Origin of the sequence: Legionella rowbothamii, from assembly GCF_900639985.1 — a bacterium.
Taxonomy (GTDB): Bacteria; Pseudomonadota; Gammaproteobacteria; order Legionellales; family Legionellaceae; genus Legionella; species Legionella rowbothamii.
Window position 1 is genome coordinate 709,772 of the sequence record NZ_CAAAIM010000001.1, and the last position, 24,494, is coordinate 734,265.

The following is a 24,494-nucleotide window of genomic DNA, read 5'->3' on the forward strand; positions in this document are numbered from 1 at the left end:
CAATTGTCCAGGAGGAAATAAGTTTTCAGAGATTTATGCCACTTCAGCTACTTGTTTTAGAAAATCTTGAAGGCAATCTAGTTTTAAAATAAGAGTAATATCCTCATTAACAGGTAATGAATCAAGGCTATTCAGAAATCTCTTAACCATGTAGGATTTTTTTGCTGTACGCGAAGCTATTTTTCCAAACCAAAGTTCTTAGTTTTTTGCATCATCTAATAACAGCGCCATAAAAATATGATTTTCATATTTTCCCTCGATGCACACAGCATTTTTATGGACGCCCTCTTCCTCAAATCCCAATTTTTTATATAAGGCAATAGCAGGCTTATTTTGCTCCCGCACAGTAAGCTCGATACGTGTTAATCCTTTTTGTTCTGCTTGTTGAATTGCGGCTTGCATTAATTTCTTGCCAATTCCCTGCTCTCGATAAGCCGCTAAAATGCCAATCCCTAAAGAACCAACATGAGCGAAAACGGGTCGATCAAGTGAACTAATATCACACCATCCAATTACGCGACCATCACATACTGCAATAAAATGAGGCCAATTTCCTTCAATATTTTGGAGAACAAAATCACGCGTAGTATGTATTGGCGGGCCTTCTAGAAAAGCTAGGTACTTACGCTCACGCGCAACGCTATCAACAGCCGACCAAAATCCTTCGATGTATTCTTCAGTTATTGGAATTATTTCCACCTGAATCATTTTTTCAGACATTTTTATGAATTCGATTTTCAGTTCTAAATTAAATCCATCTTGAAATAAGTTGAGCAAAAACACAAGAAATATTAGAACCCATAGCGCATGAGATTTTTTAGTGGGGAACCTAAGATTAAAATGATGAGGCAAAGACAGATTTGTCTTTTTCTATGCAGTATGGTAAAAAAACACCTTTGCTTTGCTCTTTATTGGATTATGTAAAGATGCCCTTAGAAGATAAATTTACAACCAAAAATAGAGGCGCGTTGAGTAATCCCGAAGGCCGTTTTGAAACGACTCAATATGAACGTTTTGATGATGGCTGGGATTTAGAAGAAGAAACTTTGCCAGAAATTGAAACTTTGCTCTTAGAAGAAACAGCTAAATCCATTATTTCTCATAATGACTCTCCTGACCTGCCATTTGAGCAATCCATCAACCCCTACCGTGGCTGTGAGCATGGTTGTATTTATTGTTATGCGCGCCCCAGTCATGCTTATGTTAATTTATCCCCCGGCATCGACTTTGAAACCAAAATTTTTTATAAAGAAAACGCAGCACAACTTCTGAAAAAAACAGCTATCGCTGTAAAACGATTGTCTTAGGCGCTAATACAGATCCGTACCAACCCGCAGAGGCTTTGCTAAAAATCACCCGCAGTTTACTTGAAGTGTTCAGAGAATATAAGCATCCGGTAAGTATCATCACTAAAAACTCTCTGATTGAACGTGACATAGATCTATTAGCAGCAATGGCGAAAGACAACTTGGTTAGTGTAGCAATCAGTATCACTACGCTTTCTAAAGAGTTAAAAAGAATCATGGAACCACGCACCTCCATGCCAACAGCCAGGTTGCGGGCAATCAAGCAACTTACTGAGCACGGTATTCCCGTCCGCGTACTGGTTGCTCCAGTCATTCCGATGATCAATGATGTCGAACTTGAAAAAATTTTAGAGGCTGCTAACCACGCGGGTGCTCAACATGCCAATTATGTCTTACTCAGACTACCCCATGAGGTTAAGGATTTATTTAGAGAATGGCTCGATGAACACTACCCTCAAAGGGCATCGCATATCATGAGTTTAATTCAGCAAATGCGCGGTGGTAAAGATTATGATGCGACATTTGGTAAAAGGATGTCTGGCGAAGGGATTTTCGCGAATTTATTAAAAAAACGTTTCCATTTGGCTTGCCAACGCTATCACTTAAATAAAACACCGGCACTCGCTCTTGATGTGACCCAGTTCGAACGAAAAATGAATGGCGGCAAACAATTACTTCTGTGGGATGAACTGTATTAATGAATCATAGGCTAAGTAGTTTTCTCTAGCCACGATGCTGTACTTCAGACCTGCCATTCCATTAGTCAGCTGAGACTAATCAAGGTGTTTATGTTATAATTGATTTTTTCACTACTGACTTAAAAAAACATGCATACACTACCACCCTGCCCCAAATGCAACTCAGAATATACTTATGAAGATGGTTCATTATTGATTTGTCCCGAATGCACCTATGAATGGAATAAACATGAGCACGAAGCGGATGACAGCCAGAGTGAGGAACGAATCATTAAAGATGCCAATGGTCAAGTATTAAATGATGGGGATACCGTCACTGTAATTAAAGACTTAAAAGTAAAAGGTTCTTCTTTAGTAGTAAAAGTAGGCACTAAAGTAAAAAATATTAGACTGGTTGATGGCGATCATGACATTGATTGTAAAATTGATGGTATTGGCGCTATGAAATTAAAATCAGAATTTGTAAAAAAAGGATAATTCTCCAATGGAGCAATGATGAAAGGATCTCATCGCAATAAAACAAAATCACATCATTTCAATCAACTCAATACGCGCTGGCCAACCTGGCTTGCGCTTATTGTGGTGGCCTTGCTCTATGAAGCTCTTCCTAAAGTCTTTTATTGGGGCCCGCGAGGCTTACTTATTGGCTTGGTGACCGTACTATTAATTCCCCTGATAATTAGCCAATGGCGTGGTAGCTCACAAATTAATCGCATTCTTGCTTTATCAATTAATATTCTGATTACGCTATATACCATTACTTCTGTATGTCGCTTACTTATCGCCACATTCCAGGGACAAATTGGCCCCAACCATTTGCTTTTCTCATCAATAATTTTATGGACAACCAATATCCTGGTTTTTGCCTTATGGTACTGGAGCTTAGATGCTGGCGGGCCCGTACAGAGAGAGCTTCCAGAAAGCGCAGGCTCAACTGCCTTTTTATTTCCACAAACACAACTTGCCTTAACTGAAACCGCAGGCGTTCCGAAATCTATAAAAGACTGGAAACCTCATTTTGTGGATTATTTATTCTTAGCCTTCAATACTACCACAGCATTTTCCCCAACAGACACCCCAGTATTAACTCGCTGGGCAAAGTGCATGTGTATGCTACAAGCAATAATCTCCTTAGCGATTGTCGTAATGCTCGCTGCACGAGCAATTAACATATTGAACTCCGGTTCAGGTTATGTTGTTTCATAAAAATCGAGCTGCTTACAGCGATGACTTGTATCCATAGATATCTAGGTCCGTAACTTGTCTACGGGTATGCCGAATTTCGGCAGTCAAGACATAAGGGTTGTTTGGTCATTAAAACTTAAAGCTAATGGAAAAGAGCGGTTGCGGGCAGCTTTTAATACGCATCACAGATGTCTGATTTTTTAGGCCATAATAAAATATAAATAAATGCAAAGAGCATATCATGACCCAAATTCCTAAAATCTTTGATTACGTCATCATAGGTGGCGGCTCCGCAGGCTGCGTTTTAGCAAATAGACTTTCCGAAAACCCCCATAACACAGTATGCCTACTCGAGGCAGGTCCTGCAGATACTAGTCCTTTTATTCGTATGCCTATGGGAATTATCATGGCCATACGGAGTAAAAAGTTAAATTGGCATTTATGGACCACACCCCAAGCAAATTGCAACAATCGAAGCATGTACTGGCCGAGAGGAAGAACACTTGGAGGGAGTTCCGCTATTAATGCAATGTGTTATGTGCGCGGACATGCTCATGATTATGATCACTGGGCACAGTTAGGCAATGAAGGATGGTCTTACCAAGAAGTACTACCTTATTTTGAAAAATTTGAGCGCGAAGAAAAAATTCATGTTGATGAGCCTAGATATTTAAATCCTTTAATGCGTGTTTTTGTGCATGCAGGAGAGCAAGCAGGATATCCGGTTTTAGCGAATTATAATTCAGTGATGCAAGAAGGCGTGGGGTATTTTGAGGTAGCCCAAAAAAACGGGCAGCGCTGGAGCAATGCTCGCGGTTACTTAAAGCCAATTAAAAAAAGAAGCAATTTAACCATTATAACCCATGCCCATGCGGTTAAAATTCTGTGTGAAAATAAATGCGCTCAAGGAGTACGCATTATAAGGCGAGGAACAACTCAGGACATCCTAGCCCGCAAAGAAGTGATTCTGTCAGCAGGCAGTATCGGCTCTCCTCATCTTTTATTATTGTCCGGTATAGGACCAAAAGCAGAGTTAGAAAAACATGGCATTCCTTTAGTACATGATTTACCAGGTGTAGGAGAAAACTTACAAGATCATTTGGATATTCACATCACCTGCCTGGATAAAACACATACTTCTTTTAGTTTTCTTCCGAGCGCTTTGTGGCGACACCTTAAATCATTAGGGCTTTATTTATTTAAACACCAAGGTGAATTAACTAGCAATTATACGCAGGCTGTAGGTTTTGCCAAAACGAACCCCACATTAACAGTCCCCGATGTACAATGGCATTTTGCAGCATCCATGTATACCAATAGTGCCCGCCAATTAAAGGATTTGTTTTGCCATTACGGCTATTTATTAATGACCTGTTTTTTACATCCGAAAAGCCGCGGCACAATTAAATTACGTAGTGCTAATCCAATGGACATGCCTTTAATCAACCCTAATTATTTATCTGAAAAAGAAGATTTGGATGCCATGGTTATTGGATTTCAAAAAGGGAGAGAAATTTTATCGCAACAAGCTTTTAGCTCTTATTTTTCAAAAGAATTTGAGCCCGGAGAAACAATAAAAACAGAAGCGCAAATTCGTGAGTATATTAAGCAAAAATCAGAAACCATTTATCATCCCGTAGGCACCTGTAAAATGGGGGTCGACCCGATGGCTGTGGTTGATCCAAAACAATTAAGAGTATATGGGGTAGATAAGTTAAGAGTGATTGATGCCTCTATTATGCCAACGTTGGTTAGCGGCAATACCAATGCCCCTACAACCATGATCGCAGAAAAAGGAGCGGCAATAATATTAAAATCAGGAAGTTAAAAATAGTTAAGCATTCCTTACTTAAATTTATCTCTATTTGTATTTGCCAATTAACTTAATTCGCTTTAAATTAAATGAGCATTGTATAAGGAGATATCATGAAGCTAAAAATCGACCCATCCAAAAGCCCAACATTTAACTACTTTATCATTAAAATAAATCACAATAATGGAGACACTACTGCGAATAAACTGGATGCTTATAAAAAGGCTATGGATTACACCAGAAAACAATATCCCCATGCGCTTGCCGGGAATAACTATTGGCTTCAAGCAAAAAACGCCCCCCTAGCAGATCTATACTTTTTACGCTGCCTAACATTTCGTAGCTACGTACCACCCTATACCGATGGCGGGTTAGAGGCGTTTAGAAAACAAGTCGATGCCTTTATACAAAAAGATGTGACATTTGAAACTGAGGTAGAACCATCGTCGTCGGAATTAGGTCTATTTTAAGTAAACAAAAATTTCATCATTATTGCGAACAATCATGAAGCTTTCTAAGAATATGCTCAATTAGAGCTCCAATCTTGGTTGCTTCAAGAAGTTCGCAATGGCGGCAATTTTGCACACTCATATGTCACCAACATTCATCCCGTCCAAATCTAATGTAGCCTAGATGCAGCGCATTGTTGCAGAAAACCTATTTATTAGAATCTCAGATTTGCTGGATTTCTTCTCTTTCTTGCAGATGAAACATCTGATGGTTGGCTGTACTCACTTTGATTTGAGCTGTGTAAACCATGCTTCGATAAAAGAGTACTCACATTTTCGGGAATAGTATCTGTTTGTTCCTGGATAGCTTGAGTCGGAGAGCTTGTGGTGCTAGAGGAGGTCGTTGGTTCATTATTTCCATGAGAAGTGGTTTTTCGACGCTCAAGAGTACTGATTCTACGAGTGTTCGAATCAACGTCCTCACGAACCAATGTTATTTTGGCATTTTGTTCCTTCTTCTCCTTTTTGCTTTGCAGTTCTATCGTGTTTTGACGGCGTTTTATTTCGTCTAACTCTTCCTTTAGCTCTTCCTTTAGCTCTTCTTTTAGTTCTTCCTTTGTTTTCTCCTCCTCATTATCAGCTCTTTTATCTTGCCCATCGCCACAACTGCTAAAATGATTAATCGCAGTATCCCCTGCAGAAAAAGCGACACCAATAATCCCGATGATGCCAGTTCCAAGTTTAACGCCAAGAGGTATAGCTAATGGAGGGGCAACACAAACTGCTAATACGGCTCCGAGTGATAAAATACCAAAACTAATAACACTCCCGGTCCGTACAGGACTTACTTTTTTCTTCATAACTATACCTCTAACTGATTATTTTTAAACAGTGATAGCATTTTTACATCGAGCTTAATAAATTACGCTCTTGGGCTTCATTTTCAGGTCTGTTATTCATCTTTTGAGCTAATAAGTCAGCTATGCTCATGACCCTGGAATGATGTTCTACTAGTTCCTTGTAAGTCATATTGGCATAGATCCTATCTTTTGAAGCCAAATCAAATGAAAACTCCGGGTAAGAGGTAAGTAATTCACTAAGATCGACACAAACCTTTGTCGTTTCAATATGTACGCGCATACATTGATCTATTAAACACTGATCACCAACAGAGAAAAATTTCTGATCTTGTTTTAATTCCTGGAATGCTAATTTATGTTTATCTTTGAACTCTTTAAGAAACTCATATACGTGCCATTGTTCAGCAGTCATTTTTTTATAAAACTCTATAAAAAACGAGCACTCATGCTGTGCTTCTCTTTCTTTTTTTGTGAGTTTACTTTCATTATTGTCCTTTAAGGGTCCTATAATAGATGCCCCAAAAATACCTAAAAACAGACTAAACGATATTAAAGTGGCTGCTTCAAGTAGAGACTGTCCTAAAACCATAAAATAAAGATAAGCCGAACATACAGTCAAACTTGCGAATAATAGCTGAGGGTAAAAAGTTGCCACAAAAAGCGTCGTAGCGCGACAGAGATTTAAACACAACAATCCCAGAGCTAACGTTAATTTAGTTAAAGCAGTCTTGCACTCTTGAAAGGCATCATAAGCTAAGGACGCTGCATTAGAAAAATTCAATGCCAACAAAGAACTTGCTACTTGACCGAGGATTTTGAATGTTTCAAGTATCAGTGAAAAACCAGAACTCACATACTGCCACTGCCCAATCCACATGGAATAATTTATTTTTTTAAAATCATTAAAATCACGATAACGATGAAAAAAATACTCTACAGGATGTTCCCATAGATTGGTTTTTAATTCATTTAATTTTAATTCATTTAAATGGTTTCTTTCTACTTCGGAGAAATTCTCAAACTTGCTCATTCCTGCCTCACACAATAGTTTTTATATCAAGACAATAACTTGACAATGATAGGGGGAAAATTAAAACAACTGGTTTTAAGCGTGGTAAATAAAAATGATTTTTCCATAATTTTTCCATTCACAGCAGAGTAGTAAAAAGTGCTTTTCCATATTCAGATCAAGGTCGGAGAACGCGCAGCGCACCTCGGTGATTTATTTTTGTCAATGGTAATAACATTAAATCCAGATTGAAAAAAATAAAGACTACTTTCAACTGAAAGTTCGTACCAAAGCCACGGCCAATTAATGCTATTTTAAGAGTTCTTTGTCAACCTAAAAACTCACATTACAACCTCACTTAAAATTACAATATCCTTAAATTATTCTTAGCCGCTAAAACAGTTGCATGGGAAGCACCTAATTTCTTTGTACCAATCGCTATGGCCTTTTCAAAATAAAACCTTGCTGCCTCTTTCTTACCTTGCTCAGAATACACCGTGCCTAAATTGTTCATATACGTCACTAAAAGCGGATGGTCTTCGGCATGCTTTTTTTCAATGATGGCTATAGCCTGCAAATATAACGGCTCCGCTTTATCATATTGTTTTAATTCACCATAAACATAACCTAAATTATTTAAACTTTGAGCGTATAAAGGATGCTCCTCCCCTAATGCTTGCTTTCTAATAGCCAATGAGCGTTGATAAATTACCTCCGCTTTACTGTATTTCTTTTCTTCCAAATACAAGCCCCCCAAATTGTTTAGCCCATTAGCGATTAAAGGGCTTTCTGCTGGAAGTTTTTTTTCATAAATAGCAAGTGCTTGCTGGTATAAAGATTCCGCCTTTCTGTAGTCATGGCGTTCTGCATAAAAAGTTCCAAGACTCAGTAATGCCGAGGCAGTAATTGGATGTTCATCACCTAGCTTATTTTGAAATATGTTTTCTGCCTCTTGATATAAAGCCTCTGCTTTTTTTTCTTTCCCTTGCGCGCTATAAACACCTGCTAAATTATTCATATCTCGACCAATTGAACTATGACCTTTAGGAAGAATTTTCTGATCGAGTGCTAATGCTTGAAGATACAATTTTTCCGCGTCAAAATAGCGCCCTTGTAATTTATACAGGCCAGCCAGATTACTTAAGTTCGTGGCATAATCAGGATTATTAAGTTGCAGTTTGTTCTTAATTGCCAGCCCCCGTTCATAGGCTCGTTTTGCACTATCATATTCTCCTACTCCAGAATAGGCCTTTCCAAGATTATCCAGGCTCGCTGCTAGCGTATAATTATTAGAGTCAGTATGTTGTTCATAAATCTTTATAGCGCGTAAAAGTAATGGTATTGATTTGTGATCCAAGCCATTGGATGTATAAAAAGAAGCCAGATTATTAAGAGTAAGTGCTAAATCAGGATGGCTTTTTCCATGTAACTGCTCATCCAGAGCCAACGCGTGGAGGTACAATGGTTCACATTTATTATAATAACCCATATCTTCATAGAGCAAAGCAAAGTTGGAAAAAAGACCAGCCCTTAACTTCAACTCCTTAGTTGGCTCTTTGTCTAAAATCTCCTGAGCCTGTTTATAAATATGCTCAGCCTGAACATATTTATTTTGATCTTGATAAGATGCACCTAAAATAACTAAAAATGGGACTCGCTTAACGTCATCTTTTCGATGCTTCTTATCAAAAAGGTTCAATGATCTTAAGGCATAATATTCTGCTTTATCATAAATTCCTTGTTCACTATAATTCCTGGCAATAAGATTTAACGTTGCAACAGCGGAATAACTATCCTCACCATATAACTTTTCAAAAAAAAGCAAAGCCTTACGTAAAAATTTGTCTGCCTGTTTAAAATTTCCTTGGGTATAATAGGCGTATCCTAAATTAAAACAGCTCATGGGTAGATGTTTGATCTCTTTATTTAAGGCTATGATGTAAGCTTGCTTCGCGAACACCAAAGCCTTTTTACTGTAGCCCTGCCTTTTAGATTCCCAATACTGAGAATTTATATTTTCCCAAGGCGTTTTTTGTGCCCAACCCAGGCTTAAAAATAAACATAAGATTAAAGCAACAACTATTTGCCTCTTTATTTGAATTCGCATGCTCTACCTATTTCGTTTACAGGCTGATTAAGTGTCGTTGGCTCATCCCTCATTACGACCTCTCCAGCACTAAAAAATGAATGCTTATTATTGAGGATATTTAGGGAATTACTTCCTTTGAGTTAAGTTAGAGCGCCCGTATTCGACGACATCATAATACGGACTGCACTAGAAAGCATGGGAAATTACAATATCCTTAAATTATTCTTAGCCGCCAAAACAGTTGCATGGGAAGCACCTAATTTCTTTGTACCAATCGCTATGGCCTTTTCAAAATAAAACCTTGCTGCCTCTTTCTTACCTTGCTCAGAATACACCGTGCCTAAATTGTTCATATACGTCACTAAAAGCGGATGGTCTTCGCCATGCTTTTTTTCAATGATGGCTATAGCCTGCAAATATAACGGCTCGGCTTTATCATATTGTTTTAATTCACCATAAACATAGCCTAAGTTATTTAAACTTTGAGCGTATAAAGGATGCTCCTCCCCTAATGCTTTCTTTCTTATAGCCAATGAGCGTTGATAAATTGCCTCCGCTTTACTGTATTTCTTTTCTTCCAAATACAAGCCCCCCAAATTGTTTAGCCCATTAGCGATTAAAGGGCTTTCTGCTGGAAGTTTTTTTTCATAAATCACAAGTGCCTGTTGATATAAAGATTCTGCCTTTATGTAATTACCTCGTTCTTCATAAAAAGTCCCAAGGCTTAATAATGCGGTGGCGGTACTCGGATGTTCATTACCCAGCTTATTTTGATAGAGTGCTGCGCCCTTTTGGTATAACTCCTCTGCTTGTTTCTCTTTCCCTTGCGCGCTATAAACACCCGCCAAGTTATTCATATCTCCACCAATTGAGCGGTGATCTGCGGGAAGAAACCTCTGATCGATCGCTAAAGCTTGAAGATACAATTCTTCTGCTTCCGAAGAATGACCTTGTAATTGATATAATGCGGCCAAATTACTTAAATTCGTAGCATAATCAGGACCATTAATTTGCAGCTCTTTTTTAATTGCCAGTCCCCGTTCATAGGCATGCTTTGCATTCTCATAATCTCCTACTCCTGCATAAGCTAAGCCAAGATTATCCAGACTTTTTGTTAGTGTATAATTTTTAGAATCAGTATATTGTTCACCAATTTTTATAGAGCGTAAAAGTAAAGGTATTGCTTTGTGATACAAACCGCTTGCAGTGTAAAAAGTAGCCAGGTTATTGAGAATCAATGCCAACTCAGGATGGCTTTTTCCATACAATTGCTCCTCCAAAGCCACTGCTTGATGGTACAAGGGTTCGCACTTTTCGTAATAACCCATCTCTTCATAAAGACCAGCAAAATTAGAAAAGAGACCAGCTCGTAATCTCAAGTTTTTTATCGGCTCTTTATTTAAACTTTCCAAGGCCTCTTTATAGAGACGTTCCGCATTAGCATATTTATCTTGATTTCGATAAACGGTACCTAAAACAGCTAAAAATGGAACCCGCTTAACGTCATCTTTTCGATGCTTCTTATCAAAAAGGTTCAAAGCTCTCACAGCATAATATTCTGCTTTATCATATTGCCCTTGTTCACTATAATTTTTGGCAAGAAGATTTAATGCCCCAACCGCAAAATAACTATCCTCACCATATAACTTTTCAAAAAAAAGCAAAGCCTTACGTAAAAATTTGTCTGCCTGTTTAAAATTTCCTTGAGTATAATAGGCGTATCCTAAATTAAAACAGCTCATGGGTAGATGTTTGATCTCTTTATTTAAGGCTATGATGTAAGCTTGCTTCGCGAACACCAAAGCCTTTTTACTGTAGCCCTGCCTTTTAGATTCCCAATACTGAGAATCTATATTTTCCCAAGGCGTTTTTTGTCCCCAGCCCTCGCTTAAAAATAAAGATAAGATTATAGCAACAACTATTTGTTTGTTTACTTGAATTCGCATGTTCTACCTACTTCATTTACAGAAAGATTATCTGCCGTTTGCTCATCCCCCATTGCGGCATCTCTAGAACTAAAAAATGAATGCCTATTCACCTTTTTAGGCTCCAGAATAACGGGTTCCACTGCTGGAGACCTAGGCTTAGGTTTCATCTTATCCCAAACCTGACTTACCCCATCAACAATATGTGAGGATAAACCCGCTAGATAATGTGTTACTTGTGCACTCCAATATGCCTGAGCTTGAACCTGAGAAGAATGCATGAAAGTTGCTGCAGCTGTATAGTTGCCTTCACCTAATTGTTTAAGACCTTCTTCCCCCAAAGATTTACTTTGAGCCATACATAACTCTACTACCTTTTCATCATAAAGCAGCGTGTCCAAAACCCCTATCCCAACTAAACCCCAAGCAATAGGAGCGGCAAAAGAACCAGTAACTGCTTTTAAAGCAAAGTTGACTGTTAGATCCCCCGCAGTATATCAGCTTTTTCAAATAACAATCGCCCCATCGATTTTATCGAAGTGTGTGCTTTAAGCTTAGAATCATGAATAATCGCTTCAGCCTCTTCATCCACAAATAACTCTGCAATTTCAATTACTGAATGATTATTAAATTCTAAAGATCCTCCATATATAGCGCATAACCCTCCTTTATAAACGCTATCATTTATAGAAAAATCATTGTCATGCACATAAGTTATTGGGGCAATAAAGAGACAATTTTTAAGTGTTGTTAGTGCTTTATTATCATGAGTAAAATAATCCGAAAGCTTTATTAATGAGCTATTCGCACCAAAAAAACCTTGCTGCCCAACGTGTTGCGCTTCTAAATGACATTGATCAAGCACCAACTCGCCTTTATTTTCTATTTCGTTTAAAGAGGATTTTGTATTAAACAGAAGAGCTACAGCTTGTTCATCAATAACTAATTGTTCATCAACTAGAAATAACCCCTCCTGAGGCAGAGCCGAGTTTCCGATACGAACCTGAGTATCACCTCGAAAATGTAAATTACCCGTATGAATATGATTGGCTCCTAGAAATCTAAAGGTAGACAATTCCGTTTCATGTCCCAAAATTAATGATTTTGAGGTTAAAAAACATTCATTATTGGCGGTAAGATCCCCTTTCATTTCACTCTTAGTAGAAATGAGGCGCAACTTATCCACTACTGTTTTAACTGAAGTATCTTGTTTAAAAAATTGCGCACAAACATCAAATTGCCCCGAGGTTTGTACATCTGCAGCTTGATGAACATAAGCGGCATCGATAACTAAATTCTCTGATTTAACAGGTGCTAAAAGACCAATACCTTGACGGGCTTTTAAGAGAATAGAGCCTTGAGAGGTAATTTCATCATCCAACCAGAGCGCTTCTGCATCAATAGCTAGTATTGATTCGCACTCTAAAGAACCTTTAATAAATACAGGACCTTTTGCATTAATAAAACATTCTTTTGTTTTAAGGGCAGCAAATAAATTGATTTGTTTTTCAGTATAAGATTGAACTATTAACTTTCCATCCGGAGTAGAGTGCCATTCTAAAATCTTAGTGCCATTGTCATAAAGTTCCCCATGATTGTTCGTTCCAATTACACTATCCGTAATATTATATTCACCATTTTGATCAGCCTGAATTGAAGCCCGAGCATATTTCTGATTCGATTCAAACCAATCAATCTCAGATATATAGTCACCATTTACTTCGCGAGGTAATACTCCAAGATCATTTGTGCCAATGGTTAAAATTTTAATTGCGCTTGCCATTTTCCTTAGTTCCTTGCTTGCTAATAGTTGGAATGAAATTTACATAAATCTATTTGTTACATTCATAATGTTTGTAGGAGTTTTCTTTGCAGATGAAGCATCTGATGGTTAGCTATCCTCACTTTGATTTGAGCTGTGTAAACCATGCTTCGATAAAAGAGTATTTACATTTTCGGGAATGGTATCGGTTTGTTTCTGAGTGGTTTGAGTTAAAACAGATGATTGTAAGATTGCTAAATAAAAATGATTTTTCCATAATTTTCCATTCACAACAGACTCAGAGGGTTGCCTTTCCATATTGGTTTAAGATTGAAGAATTCGGAGAATACACTTAGGAGTTCTTTTTTTCAATATCGGAATTATAAAAAACACCGTGTTGAAATTAAACTCATTTATAGCTATTGGTTAGTCTCCTGATAACTAGAAGTACGTACCAAGATCCATGAGAAATTAATAATATTTAATATTTATTTTAATTATGATACAGTGCGATGCCTTTTTTTTGACCACAATTTGGAATAATAATAATGAAAAATAAAATACTATTTATTTGCCTTCTTCTGTCATCGCTGGTATTCAATGCAAATGCTAGTACACTCTTCACTGAAGTAACAAGTACAAATCAAGTTAAAACAGCTCAGCAAGAACCAGCAAAAACAGAAATCTTTATACATAATAATAGCGATGGAAGTGTTTGGGTATCAGTATATGGACATGTAGAGTTACTTATAAAAGGCTTCACGCTACGTTTGTATAGCAATGAGGTAGAAATAGATGAAGTACGCGTTAAGATGTCCAAAAGCATCTTTTCTGATGTTTTCTTCGACGGCTTAGTACCTAATCACTCTAAAATTAAAGTAAGAGATTACCTCGCTCCCCCTGCAACTGATTCTATTTCTTAATCATTGAGCCCCCCGTATTACGACTTCAGCGAATACGGGCTACGCGCCCTTCTTTTTATGTTGTAGAATGTAGTACTAGAATCCTATTGTAAGTCATCACATGAAATTTCCCTACAAAATCATTGACTTAACCCATGTACTAGAAAACATCATGCCAGCTTGGGATGGTGGTTGTGGCTTTAATCATGATGTTCAAATGGATTATTCTGATTGCCATGGTGAAGATAAATTCCGGGTGATGAAACTAAGTATGGATGCGGGGATTGGCACCCATATGGATGCTCCCAGTCACTGTATTACGGGCGGAAAATGCATTGATGAGTTTGATGTGAGCGATTTATGTATGCCCTGTATGGTCATTGATGTTTCAAGTAAAGCCCATGAGCATTATCGTGTATCCGCTCAGGATATTAGTGATTTTGAAAGTCTGTATGGCCCAATTAGGCAGGGTACATGCGTTATGATTAAAACAGGTTGGGAACGATTCTGGAGGGAGTCACTAAAATACCATAACAACCATGTGTTTCCTTCTGTTTCAATTGAAGCCGCTAATTTATTGCTTGAACGTGGTGTGGCTGCACTGGGTATTGATACCTTATCGCCAGATTGTCCGGAATATGGTTTTAAAGTCCATCAAGCTTTTTTAGGAAAAGGCAAAATATTGATAGAAAATGTGGCAAATTTGGATAATATGCCACCAACAGGGGCTTTTGTCATGATTTGCCCACTTAAGGTACGTGATGGGACAGAAGCACCAATAAGACTATTGGGGTTACTTTCCTGAGTTAGCGCATCAAAAACCCACATTACCCCGTCCAGCACCTTTAGCTTGGTACAAAGCTTCATCCGCATGTTTAATTAATGAATTGATATCATTTAAATGAGTTAAAATTGCACAACCAATACTGCATGTAACGTGAAAGCTAGATCCATCAAAAGGCAAAGGAATTGCCGCAACCACATCACAAATTTGCCGACTAATTCTCAGAGCTTCGTTTAGATCGGCATTTGCTAATACCGCTAAAAACTCATCTCCACCATAACGTCCTAATGCATCTTTGGGACGAAGTATTGCACGTATTTTTTCCACAATAGTATTTAGAACCTCATCTCCAGCTGGATGCCCATAAGTGTCGTTTACCTCTTTAAAACAATCGACATCAATCATCAATATTGCAAGGCAGCTATCTTGAATATTTTTTAACTCCATTGTAACAATGTCAAAAATAGCGGCTCTGTTCCAACAGTGGGTTAAAGGATCAATGCGACTCTTCAGCTCGAGCTCTTCATTTTGTTGTGCTAGTCTAACTTATGCCTCGGACAGCGCATGAAAATTTAGCTCCTGCTCCACTAATGAAGCAAGATCTCGCAAGGTTTCTTGTTGTTTTCCAGTGAATCTACGAGGTTTATTATCACCAACACAAAGCACACCAATACGTTCACCTTCAAAATGGATGGGAACGCCGGCATAAAAAACCCAGGTATCAGTATAGGCGATAGGCGCTATCAAAAAAACGGAGGTCTTTGCGCGCATCAAAGGTTACACAAACCTCTTCCTCTAAAATGGTATGATGGCAATAAGAGTCTTTTCTTATCCCCATGATTGCCTTTAAACCCTGAGCACTTTTAATCCAGGCTACTTTCTCACCCAAAATATCAATCACAGCCACTGGCACGTTAAAAATCCTACGTGCTAATCGCGTAATTTTATCAAACCGTTCCTCAGCAGGTGTACCTAACATCTGCGATTTTTGAACAGCAGCAAGGCGTTGTTCTTCATTGGGCAAGTAAGGGGCTTCAGGCATTCTTGCATCTCTAATTAAGTTTTAAAAACAACTATGTCTAATATAGTACTAAATTATAGCAGCGCTTTTGATTTATTTATGGTTTTCTATTTTTATCAATTTCACTCACTAATTTTTAAAAAAACACACATACACCAAAATATTCAATACGATTAACGGTAAGCCTAATTTAATAAATTCAAAAAAACCAAAGCCCTTAATTCCTCGTTTTTCACTATTTTGAATGATAATAATATTACTTGCCGCACCTAAAATGGATAAATTACCGGCAATCGTGCTTCCAAATGCTAAGGTTATTAATTGAGAACTTGTGTGAGCTGAGTGCAACAATAAAGGCAAGTAAAGCGCTACTAGAGGAACATTAGAAATGAATTGGCTTAAAAGAATACTAATTCCTAAAATCGCAATTGGACTAGTTAGCGAAATATGATAACGATGAATATTCTCCTGAAAAAAACCACTATCCCAAACGCTTTGCATCAGCACGAAAGTGCTCGCGAAGAAAATTAATGTTCCCCAATCTAGGTTCCTTAGAAACACCCATTTCTGTTTACTTAATAATAAAGGGACTGCAGAAATAAGTGCTATATAACTGAAATTAATCCTAAATGATGAAGGAGAGAAATCCATAATAATTTTAGTAAATACCAGGGAAAGCATAATAATTAAACTTAACTTTACTAAAATAACTTCCTTAGAATTGCGAATCTGAGCAGGTATTACTTTTTCGATAGGTTCATCCAGTTGTTCTTTATAAGCAAAATAAATAAGCGCATAACAGATAATAAGATTTAAACTAGTTGGAATGGCTAAGGGTTTAATGAAATCCAGAAAGGGTGAGGACATCCCTCCTTTAACCGCGATAAGCAAGTTTTGTGGATTACCCACCGGACTTAGGGCGCTTCCAATTGTCACGGAAAAGGCTAAAGCAAAGAGTAAAGGTTTAATTAAACTTTTATGTGATTTGCATAATTGCAGGATAATTGGCGTACCAATAATCGCAATAGTATCATTCATAAGTAATGCAGCACTTGTTCCGAGTATAAAAACAATAATGAATAAGGCTTGTTTTCCTGTATGCGCATGATAAAAAATATCATTCGTTAATTGTTCTAAATACCCGCTTTCCTCGGCAGCTTGCGCGATAAAAAAAACACCCAATAAATAAGCCATAACCTCTGGATCAATCGCTGCAATTCCATGCGCTGGTGTTATTTGTTGGCATAATAAGGCGACAATAGCGCCAAAAGCCATAATTGCCCAAATAGGAATAATTGTTCTAGCAACCCGACGTAATGCAATGGCAACGAGGGTAATAAAAAGAATAATCACTGCCAATGGCATTTTAGTTCCCGCCCTTATTAAATTAATCCATTATGTATGAGTGAATCATCTGCAATGTAAATAGTACCTATTTGCTTTAGCCCTAATACTATCCTTTAATTAATATACCTATCTAGATTGTTGCAAATATCATGTCTAATTATCATGTTGAACAGATGACCCGTGATGAAGTGACACTGGCTGTAGATTGGGCAAGACAGGAAGGATGGAATCCCGGTCTCCATGATGCAGAATGCTTTTATCAAGCCGATCCCCATGGCTTTTTTGCAGGTAAGCTTAATAACCAAATAATCGCTGTGGGCTCTGCTGTCATTTATGATGAGCATTTTGCCTTTTGTGGTTTTTATATTGTTGATGAAAAATATCGTGCTCAGGGATATGGCATGCAACTTACTCAAGCCAGATTAGCCTATATTGGTAATCGCAATGCAGGTATTGATGGTGTTTTGGAAATGACGGATAATTATGCACGTATTGGCTATCGTTTTGCTCATAATAATGCGCGTTACGCCTTAGATAATAAGCAAATCATGCCAAAGACTCTAGAGCATCTTGTTGATTTAAAAAAAATTCCTTTTGAGCAATTGGCTGAGTACGACCGCCATCACTTCCCGGCTCCTAGAGATAAATTTCTCGTAAATTGGATTAAACAAGACCAAGCTTTGGCTTTAGCCTATGTCACAGAAAGTCAGCTGCGGGGTTATGGCATAATTAGAAAATGTTTTCAAGGATATAAAATAGGTCCGTTATTTGCAGACACCCCTGCAATTGCAACCAATTTATTTGAGCAGTTGGTAGCCCATGCCCAAGGCGAAATAGTCTTTCTTGATATTCCTGAAAATAACCCTTTTGCGGTTGATTTAGTTGAGCAGTACGATATGACGAAAGTATTTGCTACAGCCCGGATGTATTTAAAAGGAGCTCCTGATTTATCTATTGAAGGTATTTATGGAATTACGTCATTTGAGTTGGGATAAAAAACCAAGTAAGCCGTATTAGCACAGCGTAATATGGCTACTTATTCTCTGAGCCCTACTCCATTAAAACAAATTGACTTCCCCTTTATTTAAGGTCAAGATTCGCCATTAATCTAAGCCAATATCGGTTGTGGGAGCAATGGAAAATATGAACCCTTTCGCTAAGAATATAAATTACTCTGTTGGCTTATTTATAAAATTTCTTTTACTCCTTATTCTCATCAGTATCTATGTTCCTTTTGCACCCAAAATGCCCGCATCAACACTTGATTCGTCATGGGCTGTGGGCTTAAATCAGGCGGTAGTTCAAGGACTTGCTTTTGGTAATGAAATTATTTTTACCTTGGGACCATACTCCTTTATTTATACTAAAACCTATCATCCTGAATTAGATAGGTTAATGATTGGTGGGAGCTTGTATTTAGCCCTTAGCTATTGGCTTTGTTTGCTTCTGTTAATAAAAGAACTTCGTTGGTCTTGGGCTTTATCCTTTTGCTTTTTCCTGTTTATTATGGTCTATGCTCGAGACTCGTTGCTTTTTTCCTATCCCTTACTTGTTGGGATCTATTGCTATAAAACCCAAGTCTCAGCAAAGCACTCCCCTTACATTCCCTACTGGTCAGTTCTATTCTTTGCTCCATTTGGATTAATGATTTTAGTCAAAGGTTCATTATTACTGTTATGTATTACTATGAGCATTTTGTGTGGCCTATTTTTTGTTAGCCATAAGAAAGCTCCGCTGGCTTTAATTGCGATGTTTGTCCCCCTTTTTTCTATGATGTTATTTTGGATTGCCATTGGACAATCCATCACGAATCTCCCCTCATTTTTGGGTGGTAGCCTCTCTCTTGCCTCAGATTTTACGGAAGCGATGTCAGTAAACGGCAATAAGGATGAAATTATTTTATATTGCCTTAATGCGCTCGCTCTTGTGGGAAGCATCGTCTGGCAAAAGAATATTCGCGGAACGAAAAAATTATTCTTATTCTGCATTTTGTTTGTCTTTTTATTCATGTCTTTTAAAGCAGGATTCGCCCGTCATTATGGGCATGCATTAATTCCGGGAACCTCCATCATGATGGCAACCTTATTTTTGTCTTTACTAATTAATAATACAAAGCTATTGATTACCTTATTCTGTATTTCCCTAAATACCTGGTATGTTATTAATAATCACTATACCCATTTATCGATTAGTGATAACTTTAAATCAAATTATTCTTCTGCCTGGCATGGACTTAAAAATCGAATAAACAATCCCAATTCATTGAAGCAAGACTTTGCCCTCTCAATGAACTTTCTGGGTCAACAAGCAGAATTTCCCGTTTTTCAAGGCACTACGGATATCTATTCATACAACCAGTCTTATTTAATTGCCTCAAACAACCGATGGGCTCCTCGGCCCGTATTCCAGAGTTATTCAGTATTTAATGCCAGTTTAGCGGAAAAAAATAAACAACATTTACAAGGAAAAGCTCAGCCCGATAATATTATTTTTAAAATTGAACCAATCGATGAGCGCATTCCTGCTTTGGAAGATGGCAAAAGCTGGCCATTGCTTTTAGCAAACTATCAACCAATTGATTTGAAAGATGATTTTTTATACCTTCGAAAAAAGAAAGCTCCTGTAAGGGGAAAAAATGCTCTTACTTTATTAACCAAAGAACAGCATTTACTTGGAGAGTCAGTACCCGTTCCAAAAGCACAGGCCCCAATTTATGTGGAAATTGAAATTACCCCTACCCTTCTAGGACGTGCCGCAACACTGCTTTTTAAACCCAGCCAACTATATATGACATTTACATTGGAAAATGGCATAAACAGACAATATCGTATTGTGGCGAATATGGCAAAATCAGGCTTTTTATTATCCCCTCTGATCGAAAATACCACAGAATTCACTTTATTGTATGTGAAAAATAGCTACTTAAATGAAAAGAATGTCGTCTCATTAGCTCTTTCTACCGAGGATGAACATAGTTGGTTATGGAAGCGTGACTATGTAATTCATTTCAAGCAGTTAACTTATTAAGGCTATAATCAAATTAATAGGGCTTCACAGGCATAAACCATGCGTGACTTAATAGGTTATGGCCCAGATGGATTTAATTTCTATTGGCCAAATAATGCTAAAGTAGCGATTAACTTCGTTATTAACTATGAGGAAGGCTCTGAGCTGAGCCCTGTTAACTGTGATGTCTATGCTGAAACACAGGGAATGGACTTCCCCTTTGCTTCCAAAGATGAAGGAATACGTAATCTCAGTGCCGAATCCTTCTATGAATACGGAAGCCGTGTTGGCCTCTGGCGATTACTTAGGCTTTTCGATCGGTATCAAATTCCTCTTACTTTTTTTGTTACCGGTCAAGCATTGCTCTTAAATCCTTTATTTGCGCTTTACCTTGCTCAAAATAATCATGAAGTTGCGAGCCATGGCTGGCGTTGGATTGATTACTCACGTGTACCACGAGAGGTTGAAAAAGAACATATCATTTTATGCATTGAAACTTTGGAAAAACTAACTGGGCAAACACCAAAGGGCTGGTATACCGGAAGACGGAGTGAAAATACCCGCGAGTTGCTTTTAGAAATTGGTGGATTTACTTATGATTCAGATAGTTATGCTGATGAGTTGCCCTATTATCATGATCAGCATTTAATTATTCCTTATTCTCTTGATTGTAATGATTTTAAATTTACCACCAATCCTGGTTTTGTTACTTCACAAGCCTTTTATGAGCAGTTGATCGCTAGCTTTAATTATCTCTATGAGGAAAACCGTTCGGTTATTATGACGGTAGGATTACATCCTAGACTCAGTGGTAGGCCTGCCCGTTGCCAAGCGATTAAACAGTTTTTGGATTATTTGCTACAGTATGAAGATATATGGATAACTCAGCGGATTAGTATTGCTAACTATTGGTTGAAGGAGTTTCCCGTTGTATAAGCTAGAAAGGAAGCACCCAAGAGTTCGTATCTCGAATCCTGGGTGCTCACTTCGTTGGCAATGGCATTCTACCTTTGGCATGACCGCCTATTTAAAATTAAATATAATTAAATAGCGATAAATTTTGCAAACGCACAAAACTTTCTTGTGCTGCTTGTAAATTTACTAACTCTTGATTGAACTCCGTTGCAACATCAACAGGATTAGTATCCGTTAAGGTCTTTAAGATTTCCTTACTCATATCGATCAAGTCCTGATTCGAATCAGATGATCGAGAAACCTGATTCATTCGAGAACCAATACTTGCAAGCATATTGGTAAAATTCGTCAACGCGCTATCTATTTGAGCTAATATTTGGTTATTCTCAGTTACGGCAGAAGCCTTTTCTGACGCTGTAGAATAAGGCAAATTTAAATTGTTCACCATAGATTGAATCGTAGCAAAAATAGACGTATTCGTTGCAGGATTAATGGCAAAGGCATCCCCAGGGTTTGGCATACCAGACACATCTATCGTCATACCATTGAAACTAACGGACATTCCCTCTTGATATAAGGGTGCATCATCCGGTGAGCCGGAGGTAGGAATCACATTACCACTTGCAGCCCCACTCACCATGACAACTAATTCACCAGCAGAGTTTGATACAAAATTAATCGTATAATTATCAGGAATATACGCAGCCTCATTCGTTACAGATCCAGTACTTGTCGAAGCAGTACCTGTATTAGGGGTTGCGGTTTGACTCACAGTAAAACTACCATTTCCACCTGGTATATTCATGAAAATCCCATTGCCCGGATCATTAATTGCGATCTGTAAGCTTCCGGAAATAACCTGATAGCGAGTAGTACTGTCGCCATTATAGACATACTCTCCTGCGGCATTTAAAGAAAATGGCTCCGTAGAGGTTTGGCCACCCGCAAAAAGGTAATTACCATTATTATCTTTGGTATTTCCAAACGCTTGTAATTGCGTCAATATGTCACTAACTTCAACACAGTAAGCTTTACGTTGGATGTCAGATAAAGTACCGTTTCCAACCAAAACCTGAATATCACGTAAACGTTGCAAACTACTAACACTGTTCGTTAACAGCGATTCTTCTAAACCCAATGCATTTTGAGCATTAACGCAATTCGTCTGTAATAATTCAGTCGTGCTCACACGCTGATTCAACCACTGAATTTGCGCATATGAAATGGGGTCATCAGAGGCATATTGTACCTTAACCCCCGTGGCAAGCATTTCTTGCAATTTTGACACACGCATTTGCTGAGTTAATAAACTACTTAATCCAGTCTGATACACCTGATTTGTTGAAATACGCATTTATCACCTCATCATCTCAAACAGCACTTGCATCATTTGATTAGAAACTTCAACTAACTTTCCTGCAGCTGCATAAGCCTGCTCGAGCCTCAATAAATTTGCGGCTTCCTCGTCTAAGTTCACCCCGCTTTTACTTTCTTGAAAATAAAGCGCTTGTTTGTACAACACATCAAAAGCTTCATACCGCGTTTTTGATTGGCGAGTTTGACTACCGACACTGGAAAGCAAGTCCGAATAACAATCAAAAAGTGACTCATTACCACCATCAAATAATTGTGCTTGTTGAAGACCTGCCAGTAATAAACCATTCGTGTTATCACCAAAGCCACCTTGGTTATATTCAGCAGTAAAACTATCTCCCGCATTAGGCATTCCAGATAGAACAACCGAATAAGAAGGGTTTGTTGCATCAGGAATTTGTACCACATTGTCCATGTTAGGAGTAAAGGGTAAGGGACCTGCAACAGTAGTGCCTGTAGTTACATCAACCACATTAAACTCGGTAGGCGAAGTAAAATTAATCGCGTATTGATCCGATACGCCCGAGGTATTAAATACCGTACCTAAAGCTATATTTCCAACTCCAGTATTGCTTGTGGCTGCAGAAGTTCTAACGGGTGACGCCAAAGCCATTAAATTAGGATCACTAATTAAGAGCTCTAAATCACGCGCAGCGCCACGTGTAGGGATTAATGAGTAAGAATCATTATTAACTAATTTACTAATGTCATCGACCGTAATTGTCATTCCATCAACTTCAATTTGCCCTGCTGGAGGAGCTGGTGGATTGCTTGACCAATTAAGCGTCATACTCGTGCCATCAGACTGACGAATAACACGTACCTCATTTGTTCCGGTATCATTAACAACTAACTGATAGTCACTTAATTTCATTTGTGAAAGATCAGAAATAGCCACGGACAATACACCAGTGCCTGCATTCTCTGTAGAAGAAATCGAACGCTTTAACTGCGCCGCACTGCTGTTATAGTCAGTAAAATAATCTTGTCCGACTTGATTATAGAGATCCATACCTAATTTGTTTTGAGCATTGAATCTTTGCGCCAAACCAATCGCCATCAGTCCTACTGTTTGGCTAGTTTGCGCAATTATATTGCTCTCATAACTCATTAGACCACCTAAGGTTCCAGTAGTTAATTCAGCAGAAATATCCAACTGGCCTGCCCCGCTGCCTAATAAAACGCGAGTACCTAGTGTATTCAATGGATCAAACTGTACAGATAACGTTCTTTGGTTTGGGCCAGCGACCAACATTTCCCCAGAGCCAATTCCAACATTTACTGTACCATTATCCTGGACGATGACCGTTAAATCGGAGAACTCGGCCAACTCTTTAAGTAGTTGATCGCGCTGATCTAAAAGTTCAGGTGAAGTAGGATTTCCCATGATTTCTTCATTGAATGCAACCAAATCTGCGCCGATTTGATTAATTCGATTGGCAATCATAGTAATTTGGGAGGTCGTATTTTCTTGAATTTGATCCAAATTAGATTGCAAGAAATTAAATTGTTGCACCAATAATTGGCTTTGGCTTAAAGCCACGCCTCGTGAAGCTGCACTGTCAGGCGCGTTGTTTAATTGATTAAATGCATCAAAAAATGATTGCATTGCGGCAGAAATACTACTGCCATTTTGAGAGATTAGCTGATCAATCTGGCTTGCTTGGTTATAAAAGGCCTCATATTGACTACGAGTGCTTAATGCTGCTCTCATTTGAGTATTGGCAAATTGATCGGCATTGCGATAAATAGAGGTAATAGAAACCCCTGTCCCTACATAAACGCCACCATAACGCTCTGACATCGCATCGGTTAACAATATACTTTGTTTGGAATAACCGGGTGTTCTCTGATTTGCTATATTATTAGCGGTTACATCCAACGCATATTGGAAGGCATTTAAGCCTGAATACGCGATACTCAAAATCGACATAACTGTTCACTCCCTGACCTATTATTTCGTTACCATTAAACTTGGAACTGTCTTCCTTACGTTAGCGAAACGCAAACTGTCCCTAGTATTTATTAGCTTACCATAATAATTCTAA

At 38.2% G+C, this 24,494-nt stretch carries 23 protein-coding genes and 1 pseudogene; 10 read left to right on the top strand and 14 right to left on the bottom strand.

What is annotated here, in order from left to right:
* Positions 1–198 precede the first annotated feature (198 nt).
* Positions 199–720 carry a GNAT family N-acetyltransferase gene (locus E1P08_RS02875; RefSeq protein WP_242602350.1) on the bottom strand — a complete coding sequence of 174 codons (522 nt, stop codon included), beginning with the start codon at positions 718–720 and terminating at the stop codon, positions 199–201.
* A gap of 206 nt (positions 721–926) precedes the next feature.
* Between E1P08_RS02875 and E1P08_RS17670 the strand changes: the two are divergent.
* From E1P08_RS17670 to E1P08_RS02900, 5 genes and pseudogenes are all read left to right on the top strand, one after another.
* Positions 927–2,005: pseudogene (locus E1P08_RS17670) on the top strand (PA0069 family radical SAM protein).
* A gap of 129 nt (positions 2,006–2,134) precedes the next feature.
* The gene (locus E1P08_RS02885) at positions 2,135–2,482 is read left to right on the top strand and encodes a zinc ribbon domain-containing protein YjdM (RefSeq protein WP_133135505.1); all 348 of its coding nucleotides are present in this window, start codon (positions 2,135–2,137) and stop codon (positions 2,480–2,482) included.
* Positions 2,483–2,497: 15 nt separating this feature from the next.
* Positions 2,498–3,211 (top strand): hypothetical protein, encoded by a 714-nt coding sequence (locus E1P08_RS02890; protein WP_133135506.1) that lies wholly within the window; start codon positions 2,498–2,500, stop codon positions 3,209–3,211.
* A 220-nt stretch (positions 3,212–3,431) separates the two neighbouring features.
* Positions 3,432–5,018, top strand: a complete 1,587-nt coding sequence (locus tag E1P08_RS02895) for a GMC family oxidoreductase (RefSeq protein WP_133135507.1) — start codon at positions 3,432–3,434, stop codon at positions 5,016–5,018.
* Positions 5,019–5,116: 98 nt separating this feature from the next.
* A complete protein-coding gene (locus E1P08_RS02900; protein WP_133135508.1) occupies positions 5,117–5,473 on the top strand; it encodes a hypothetical protein in 357 nt (118 codons plus the stop codon).
* A 194-nt stretch (positions 5,474–5,667) separates the two neighbouring features.
* On the opposite strand, the gene E1P08_RS02905 is transcribed toward E1P08_RS02900, so the two are convergent.
* The 7 genes from E1P08_RS02905 to E1P08_RS17105 form a co-directional block, all read right to left on the bottom strand.
* Positions 5,668–6,312, bottom strand: coding sequence for a hypothetical protein (locus E1P08_RS02905; protein WP_133135509.1), 645 nt, complete (start codon positions 6,310–6,312; stop codon positions 5,668–5,670).
* Positions 6,313–6,355: 43 nt separating this feature from the next.
* Entirely contained in the window at positions 6,356–7,342 is a 987-nt protein-coding gene (locus E1P08_RS02910) for a hypothetical protein (RefSeq protein WP_133135510.1), read from the bottom strand.
* Positions 7,343–7,685: 343 nt separating this feature from the next.
* Entirely contained in the window at positions 7,686–9,428 is a 1,743-nt protein-coding gene (locus E1P08_RS02915) for a tetratricopeptide repeat protein (RefSeq protein WP_133135511.1), read from the bottom strand.
* A 185-nt stretch (positions 9,429–9,613) separates the two neighbouring features.
* A complete protein-coding gene (locus tag E1P08_RS02920; protein WP_133135512.1) occupies positions 9,614–11,356 on the bottom strand; it encodes a tetratricopeptide repeat protein in 1,743 nt (580 codons plus the stop codon).
* Complete coding sequence (locus E1P08_RS02925) at positions 11,341–11,694, bottom strand: hypothetical protein (RefSeq protein ID WP_133135513.1); 354 nt, start codon at positions 11,692–11,694, stop codon at positions 11,341–11,343. Before E1P08_RS02925 ends, E1P08_RS02920 begins: the two co-directional genes overlap by 16 nt.
* A gap of 119 nt (positions 11,695–11,813) precedes the next feature.
* Positions 11,814–13,118, bottom strand: a complete 1,305-nt coding sequence (locus tag E1P08_RS02930) for a hypothetical protein (protein ID WP_133135514.1) — start codon at positions 13,116–13,118, stop codon at positions 11,814–11,816.
* 108 nt (positions 13,119–13,226) lie between these two features.
* Positions 13,227–13,388: a hypothetical protein gene (locus E1P08_RS17105; protein WP_165485070.1), complete on the bottom strand. Its 162-nt coding sequence runs from the start codon at positions 13,386–13,388 to the stop codon at positions 13,227–13,229.
* Between the two features lie 257 nt (positions 13,389–13,645).
* Between E1P08_RS17105 and E1P08_RS02935 the strand changes: the two genes are divergently transcribed.
* Both E1P08_RS02935 and E1P08_RS02940 read left to right on the top strand, forming a co-directional pair.
* On the top strand, positions 13,646–14,020 hold the full coding sequence (locus E1P08_RS02935; RefSeq protein WP_133135515.1) for a hypothetical protein: 375 nt from the start codon (positions 13,646–13,648) through the stop codon (positions 14,018–14,020).
* 100 nt (positions 14,021–14,120) lie between these two features.
* Complete coding sequence (locus E1P08_RS02940) at positions 14,121–14,804, top strand: cyclase family protein (RefSeq protein WP_133135516.1); 684 nt, start codon at positions 14,121–14,123, stop codon at positions 14,802–14,804.
* 9 nt (positions 14,805–14,813) lie between these two features.
* Here the strand turns inward: E1P08_RS02940 and E1P08_RS02945 are convergent, their stop codons facing one another.
* The 4 genes from E1P08_RS02945 to E1P08_RS02960 form a co-directional block, all read right to left on the bottom strand.
* Complete coding sequence (locus E1P08_RS02945) at positions 14,814–15,296, bottom strand: GGDEF domain-containing protein (protein WP_133135517.1); 483 nt, start codon at positions 15,294–15,296, stop codon at positions 14,814–14,816.
* A gap of 33 nt (positions 15,297–15,329) precedes the next feature.
* On the bottom strand, positions 15,330–15,530 hold the full coding sequence (locus E1P08_RS02950) for a GAF domain-containing protein (RefSeq protein WP_165485071.1): 201 nt from the start codon (positions 15,528–15,530) through the stop codon (positions 15,330–15,332).
* Entirely contained in the window at positions 15,505–15,825 is a 321-nt protein-coding gene (locus E1P08_RS02955; RefSeq protein WP_133135519.1) for a hypothetical protein, read from the bottom strand. The genes E1P08_RS02950 and E1P08_RS02955 overlap by 26 nt, the downstream gene beginning before the upstream one ends.
* A 108-nt stretch (positions 15,826–15,933) precedes the next feature.
* The gene (locus tag E1P08_RS02960; RefSeq protein WP_133135520.1) at positions 15,934–17,169 is read right to left on the bottom strand and encodes an anion transporter; all 1,236 of its coding nucleotides are present in this window, start codon (positions 17,167–17,169) and stop codon (positions 15,934–15,936) included.
* Positions 17,170–17,297: 128 nt separating this feature from the next.
* Here E1P08_RS02960 and E1P08_RS02965 point away from each other — a divergent pair, with 128 nt between their 5' ends.
* The 3 genes from E1P08_RS02965 to E1P08_RS02975 all read left to right on the top strand — a co-directional run bounded on the left by E1P08_RS02965 (position 17,298) and on the right by E1P08_RS02975 (position 21,093).
* Complete coding sequence (locus E1P08_RS02965) at positions 17,298–18,146, top strand: GNAT family N-acetyltransferase (protein ID WP_242602376.1); 849 nt, start codon at positions 17,298–17,300, stop codon at positions 18,144–18,146.
* A gap of 139 nt (positions 18,147–18,285) precedes the next feature.
* Positions 18,286–20,178, top strand: a complete 1,893-nt coding sequence (locus tag E1P08_RS02970; RefSeq protein ID WP_133135522.1) for a hypothetical protein — start codon at positions 18,286–18,288, stop codon at positions 20,176–20,178.
* A 39-nt stretch (positions 20,179–20,217) separates the two neighbouring features.
* Positions 20,218–21,093 carry a polysaccharide deacetylase family protein gene (locus E1P08_RS02975; protein WP_133135523.1) on the top strand — a complete coding sequence of 292 codons (876 nt, stop codon included), beginning with the start codon at positions 20,218–20,220 and terminating at the stop codon, positions 21,091–21,093.
* A 97-nt stretch (positions 21,094–21,190) separates the two neighbouring features.
* Here E1P08_RS02975 and flgL read toward each other — a convergent pair whose 3' ends face one another.
* Positions 21,191–22,426, bottom strand: coding sequence for a flagellar hook-associated protein FlgL (flgL, locus tag E1P08_RS02980; protein WP_133135524.1), 1,236 nt, complete (start codon positions 22,424–22,426; stop codon positions 21,191–21,193).
* 3 nt (positions 22,427–22,429) lie between these two features.
* The gene (flgK, locus tag E1P08_RS02985) at positions 22,430–24,379 is read right to left on the bottom strand and encodes a flagellar hook-associated protein FlgK (protein ID WP_133135525.1); all 1,950 of its coding nucleotides are present in this window, start codon (positions 24,377–24,379) and stop codon (positions 22,430–22,432) included.
* Positions 24,380–24,494: the final 115 nt, after the last annotated feature.

What these genes read in the sequence shown, in the direction of transcription:
- E1P08_RS02920 (WP_133135512.1), bottom strand. Translation starts at nt 11,356, where the DNA reads ATGCGAATTCAAGTAAACAAACAAATAGTTGTTGCTATAATCTTATCT.
- E1P08_RS02960 (WP_133135520.1), bottom strand. Translation starts at nt 17,169, where the DNA reads ATGCCATTGGCAGTGATTATTCTTTTTATTACCCTCGTTGCCATTGCA.
- E1P08_RS02885 (WP_133135505.1), top strand. Translation starts at nt 2,135, where the DNA reads ATGCATACACTACCACCCTGCCCCAAATGCAACTCAGAATATACTTAT.
- E1P08_RS02975 (WP_133135523.1), top strand. Translation starts at nt 20,218, where the DNA reads ATGCGTGACTTAATAGGTTATGGCCCAGATGGATTTAATTTCTATTGG.
- E1P08_RS02925 (WP_133135513.1), bottom strand. Translation starts at nt 11,694, where the DNA reads ATGGCTCAAAGTAAATCTTTGGGGGAAGAAGGTCTTAAACAATTAGGT.
- E1P08_RS02930 (WP_133135514.1), bottom strand. Translation starts at nt 13,118, where the DNA reads ATGGCAAGCGCAATTAAAATTTTAACCATTGGCACAAATGATCTTGGA.
- E1P08_RS02935 (WP_133135515.1), top strand. Translation starts at nt 13,646, where the DNA reads ATGAAAAATAAAATACTATTTATTTGCCTTCTTCTGTCATCGCTGGTA.
- E1P08_RS02955 (WP_133135519.1), bottom strand. Translation starts at nt 15,825, where the DNA reads ATGCCTGAAGCCCCTTACTTGCCCAATGAAGAACAACGCCTTGCTGCT.
- E1P08_RS02900 (WP_133135508.1), top strand. Translation starts at nt 5,117, where the DNA reads ATGAAGCTAAAAATCGACCCATCCAAAAGCCCAACATTTAACTACTTT.
- E1P08_RS02890 (WP_133135506.1), top strand. Translation starts at nt 2,498, where the DNA reads ATGATGAAAGGATCTCATCGCAATAAAACAAAATCACATCATTTCAAT.
- flgK (WP_133135525.1), bottom strand. Translation starts at nt 24,379, where the DNA reads ATGTCGATTTTGAGTATCGCGTATTCAGGCTTAAATGCCTTCCAATAT.
- flgL (WP_133135524.1), bottom strand. Translation starts at nt 22,426, where the DNA reads ATGCGTATTTCAACAAATCAGGTGTATCAGACTGGATTAAGTAGTTTA.
- E1P08_RS02910 (WP_133135510.1), bottom strand. Translation starts at nt 7,342, where the DNA reads ATGAGCAAGTTTGAGAATTTCTCCGAAGTAGAAAGAAACCATTTAAAT.
- E1P08_RS02875 (WP_242602350.1), bottom strand. Translation starts at nt 720, where the DNA reads ATGTCTGAAAAAATGATTCAGGTGGAAATAATTCCAATAACTGAAGAA.
- E1P08_RS02915 (WP_133135511.1), bottom strand. Translation starts at nt 9,428, where the DNA reads ATGCGAATTCAAATAAAGAGGCAAATAGTTGTTGCTTTAATCTTATGT.
- E1P08_RS02905 (WP_133135509.1), bottom strand. Translation starts at nt 6,312, where the DNA reads ATGAAGAAAAAAGTAAGTCCTGTACGGACCGGGAGTGTTATTAGTTTT.
- E1P08_RS02940 (WP_133135516.1), top strand. Translation starts at nt 14,121, where the DNA reads ATGAAATTTCCCTACAAAATCATTGACTTAACCCATGTACTAGAAAAC.
- E1P08_RS02970 (WP_133135522.1), top strand. Translation starts at nt 18,286, where the DNA reads ATGGAAAATATGAACCCTTTCGCTAAGAATATAAATTACTCTGTTGGC.
- E1P08_RS02895 (WP_133135507.1), top strand. Translation starts at nt 3,432, where the DNA reads ATGACCCAAATTCCTAAAATCTTTGATTACGTCATCATAGGTGGCGGC.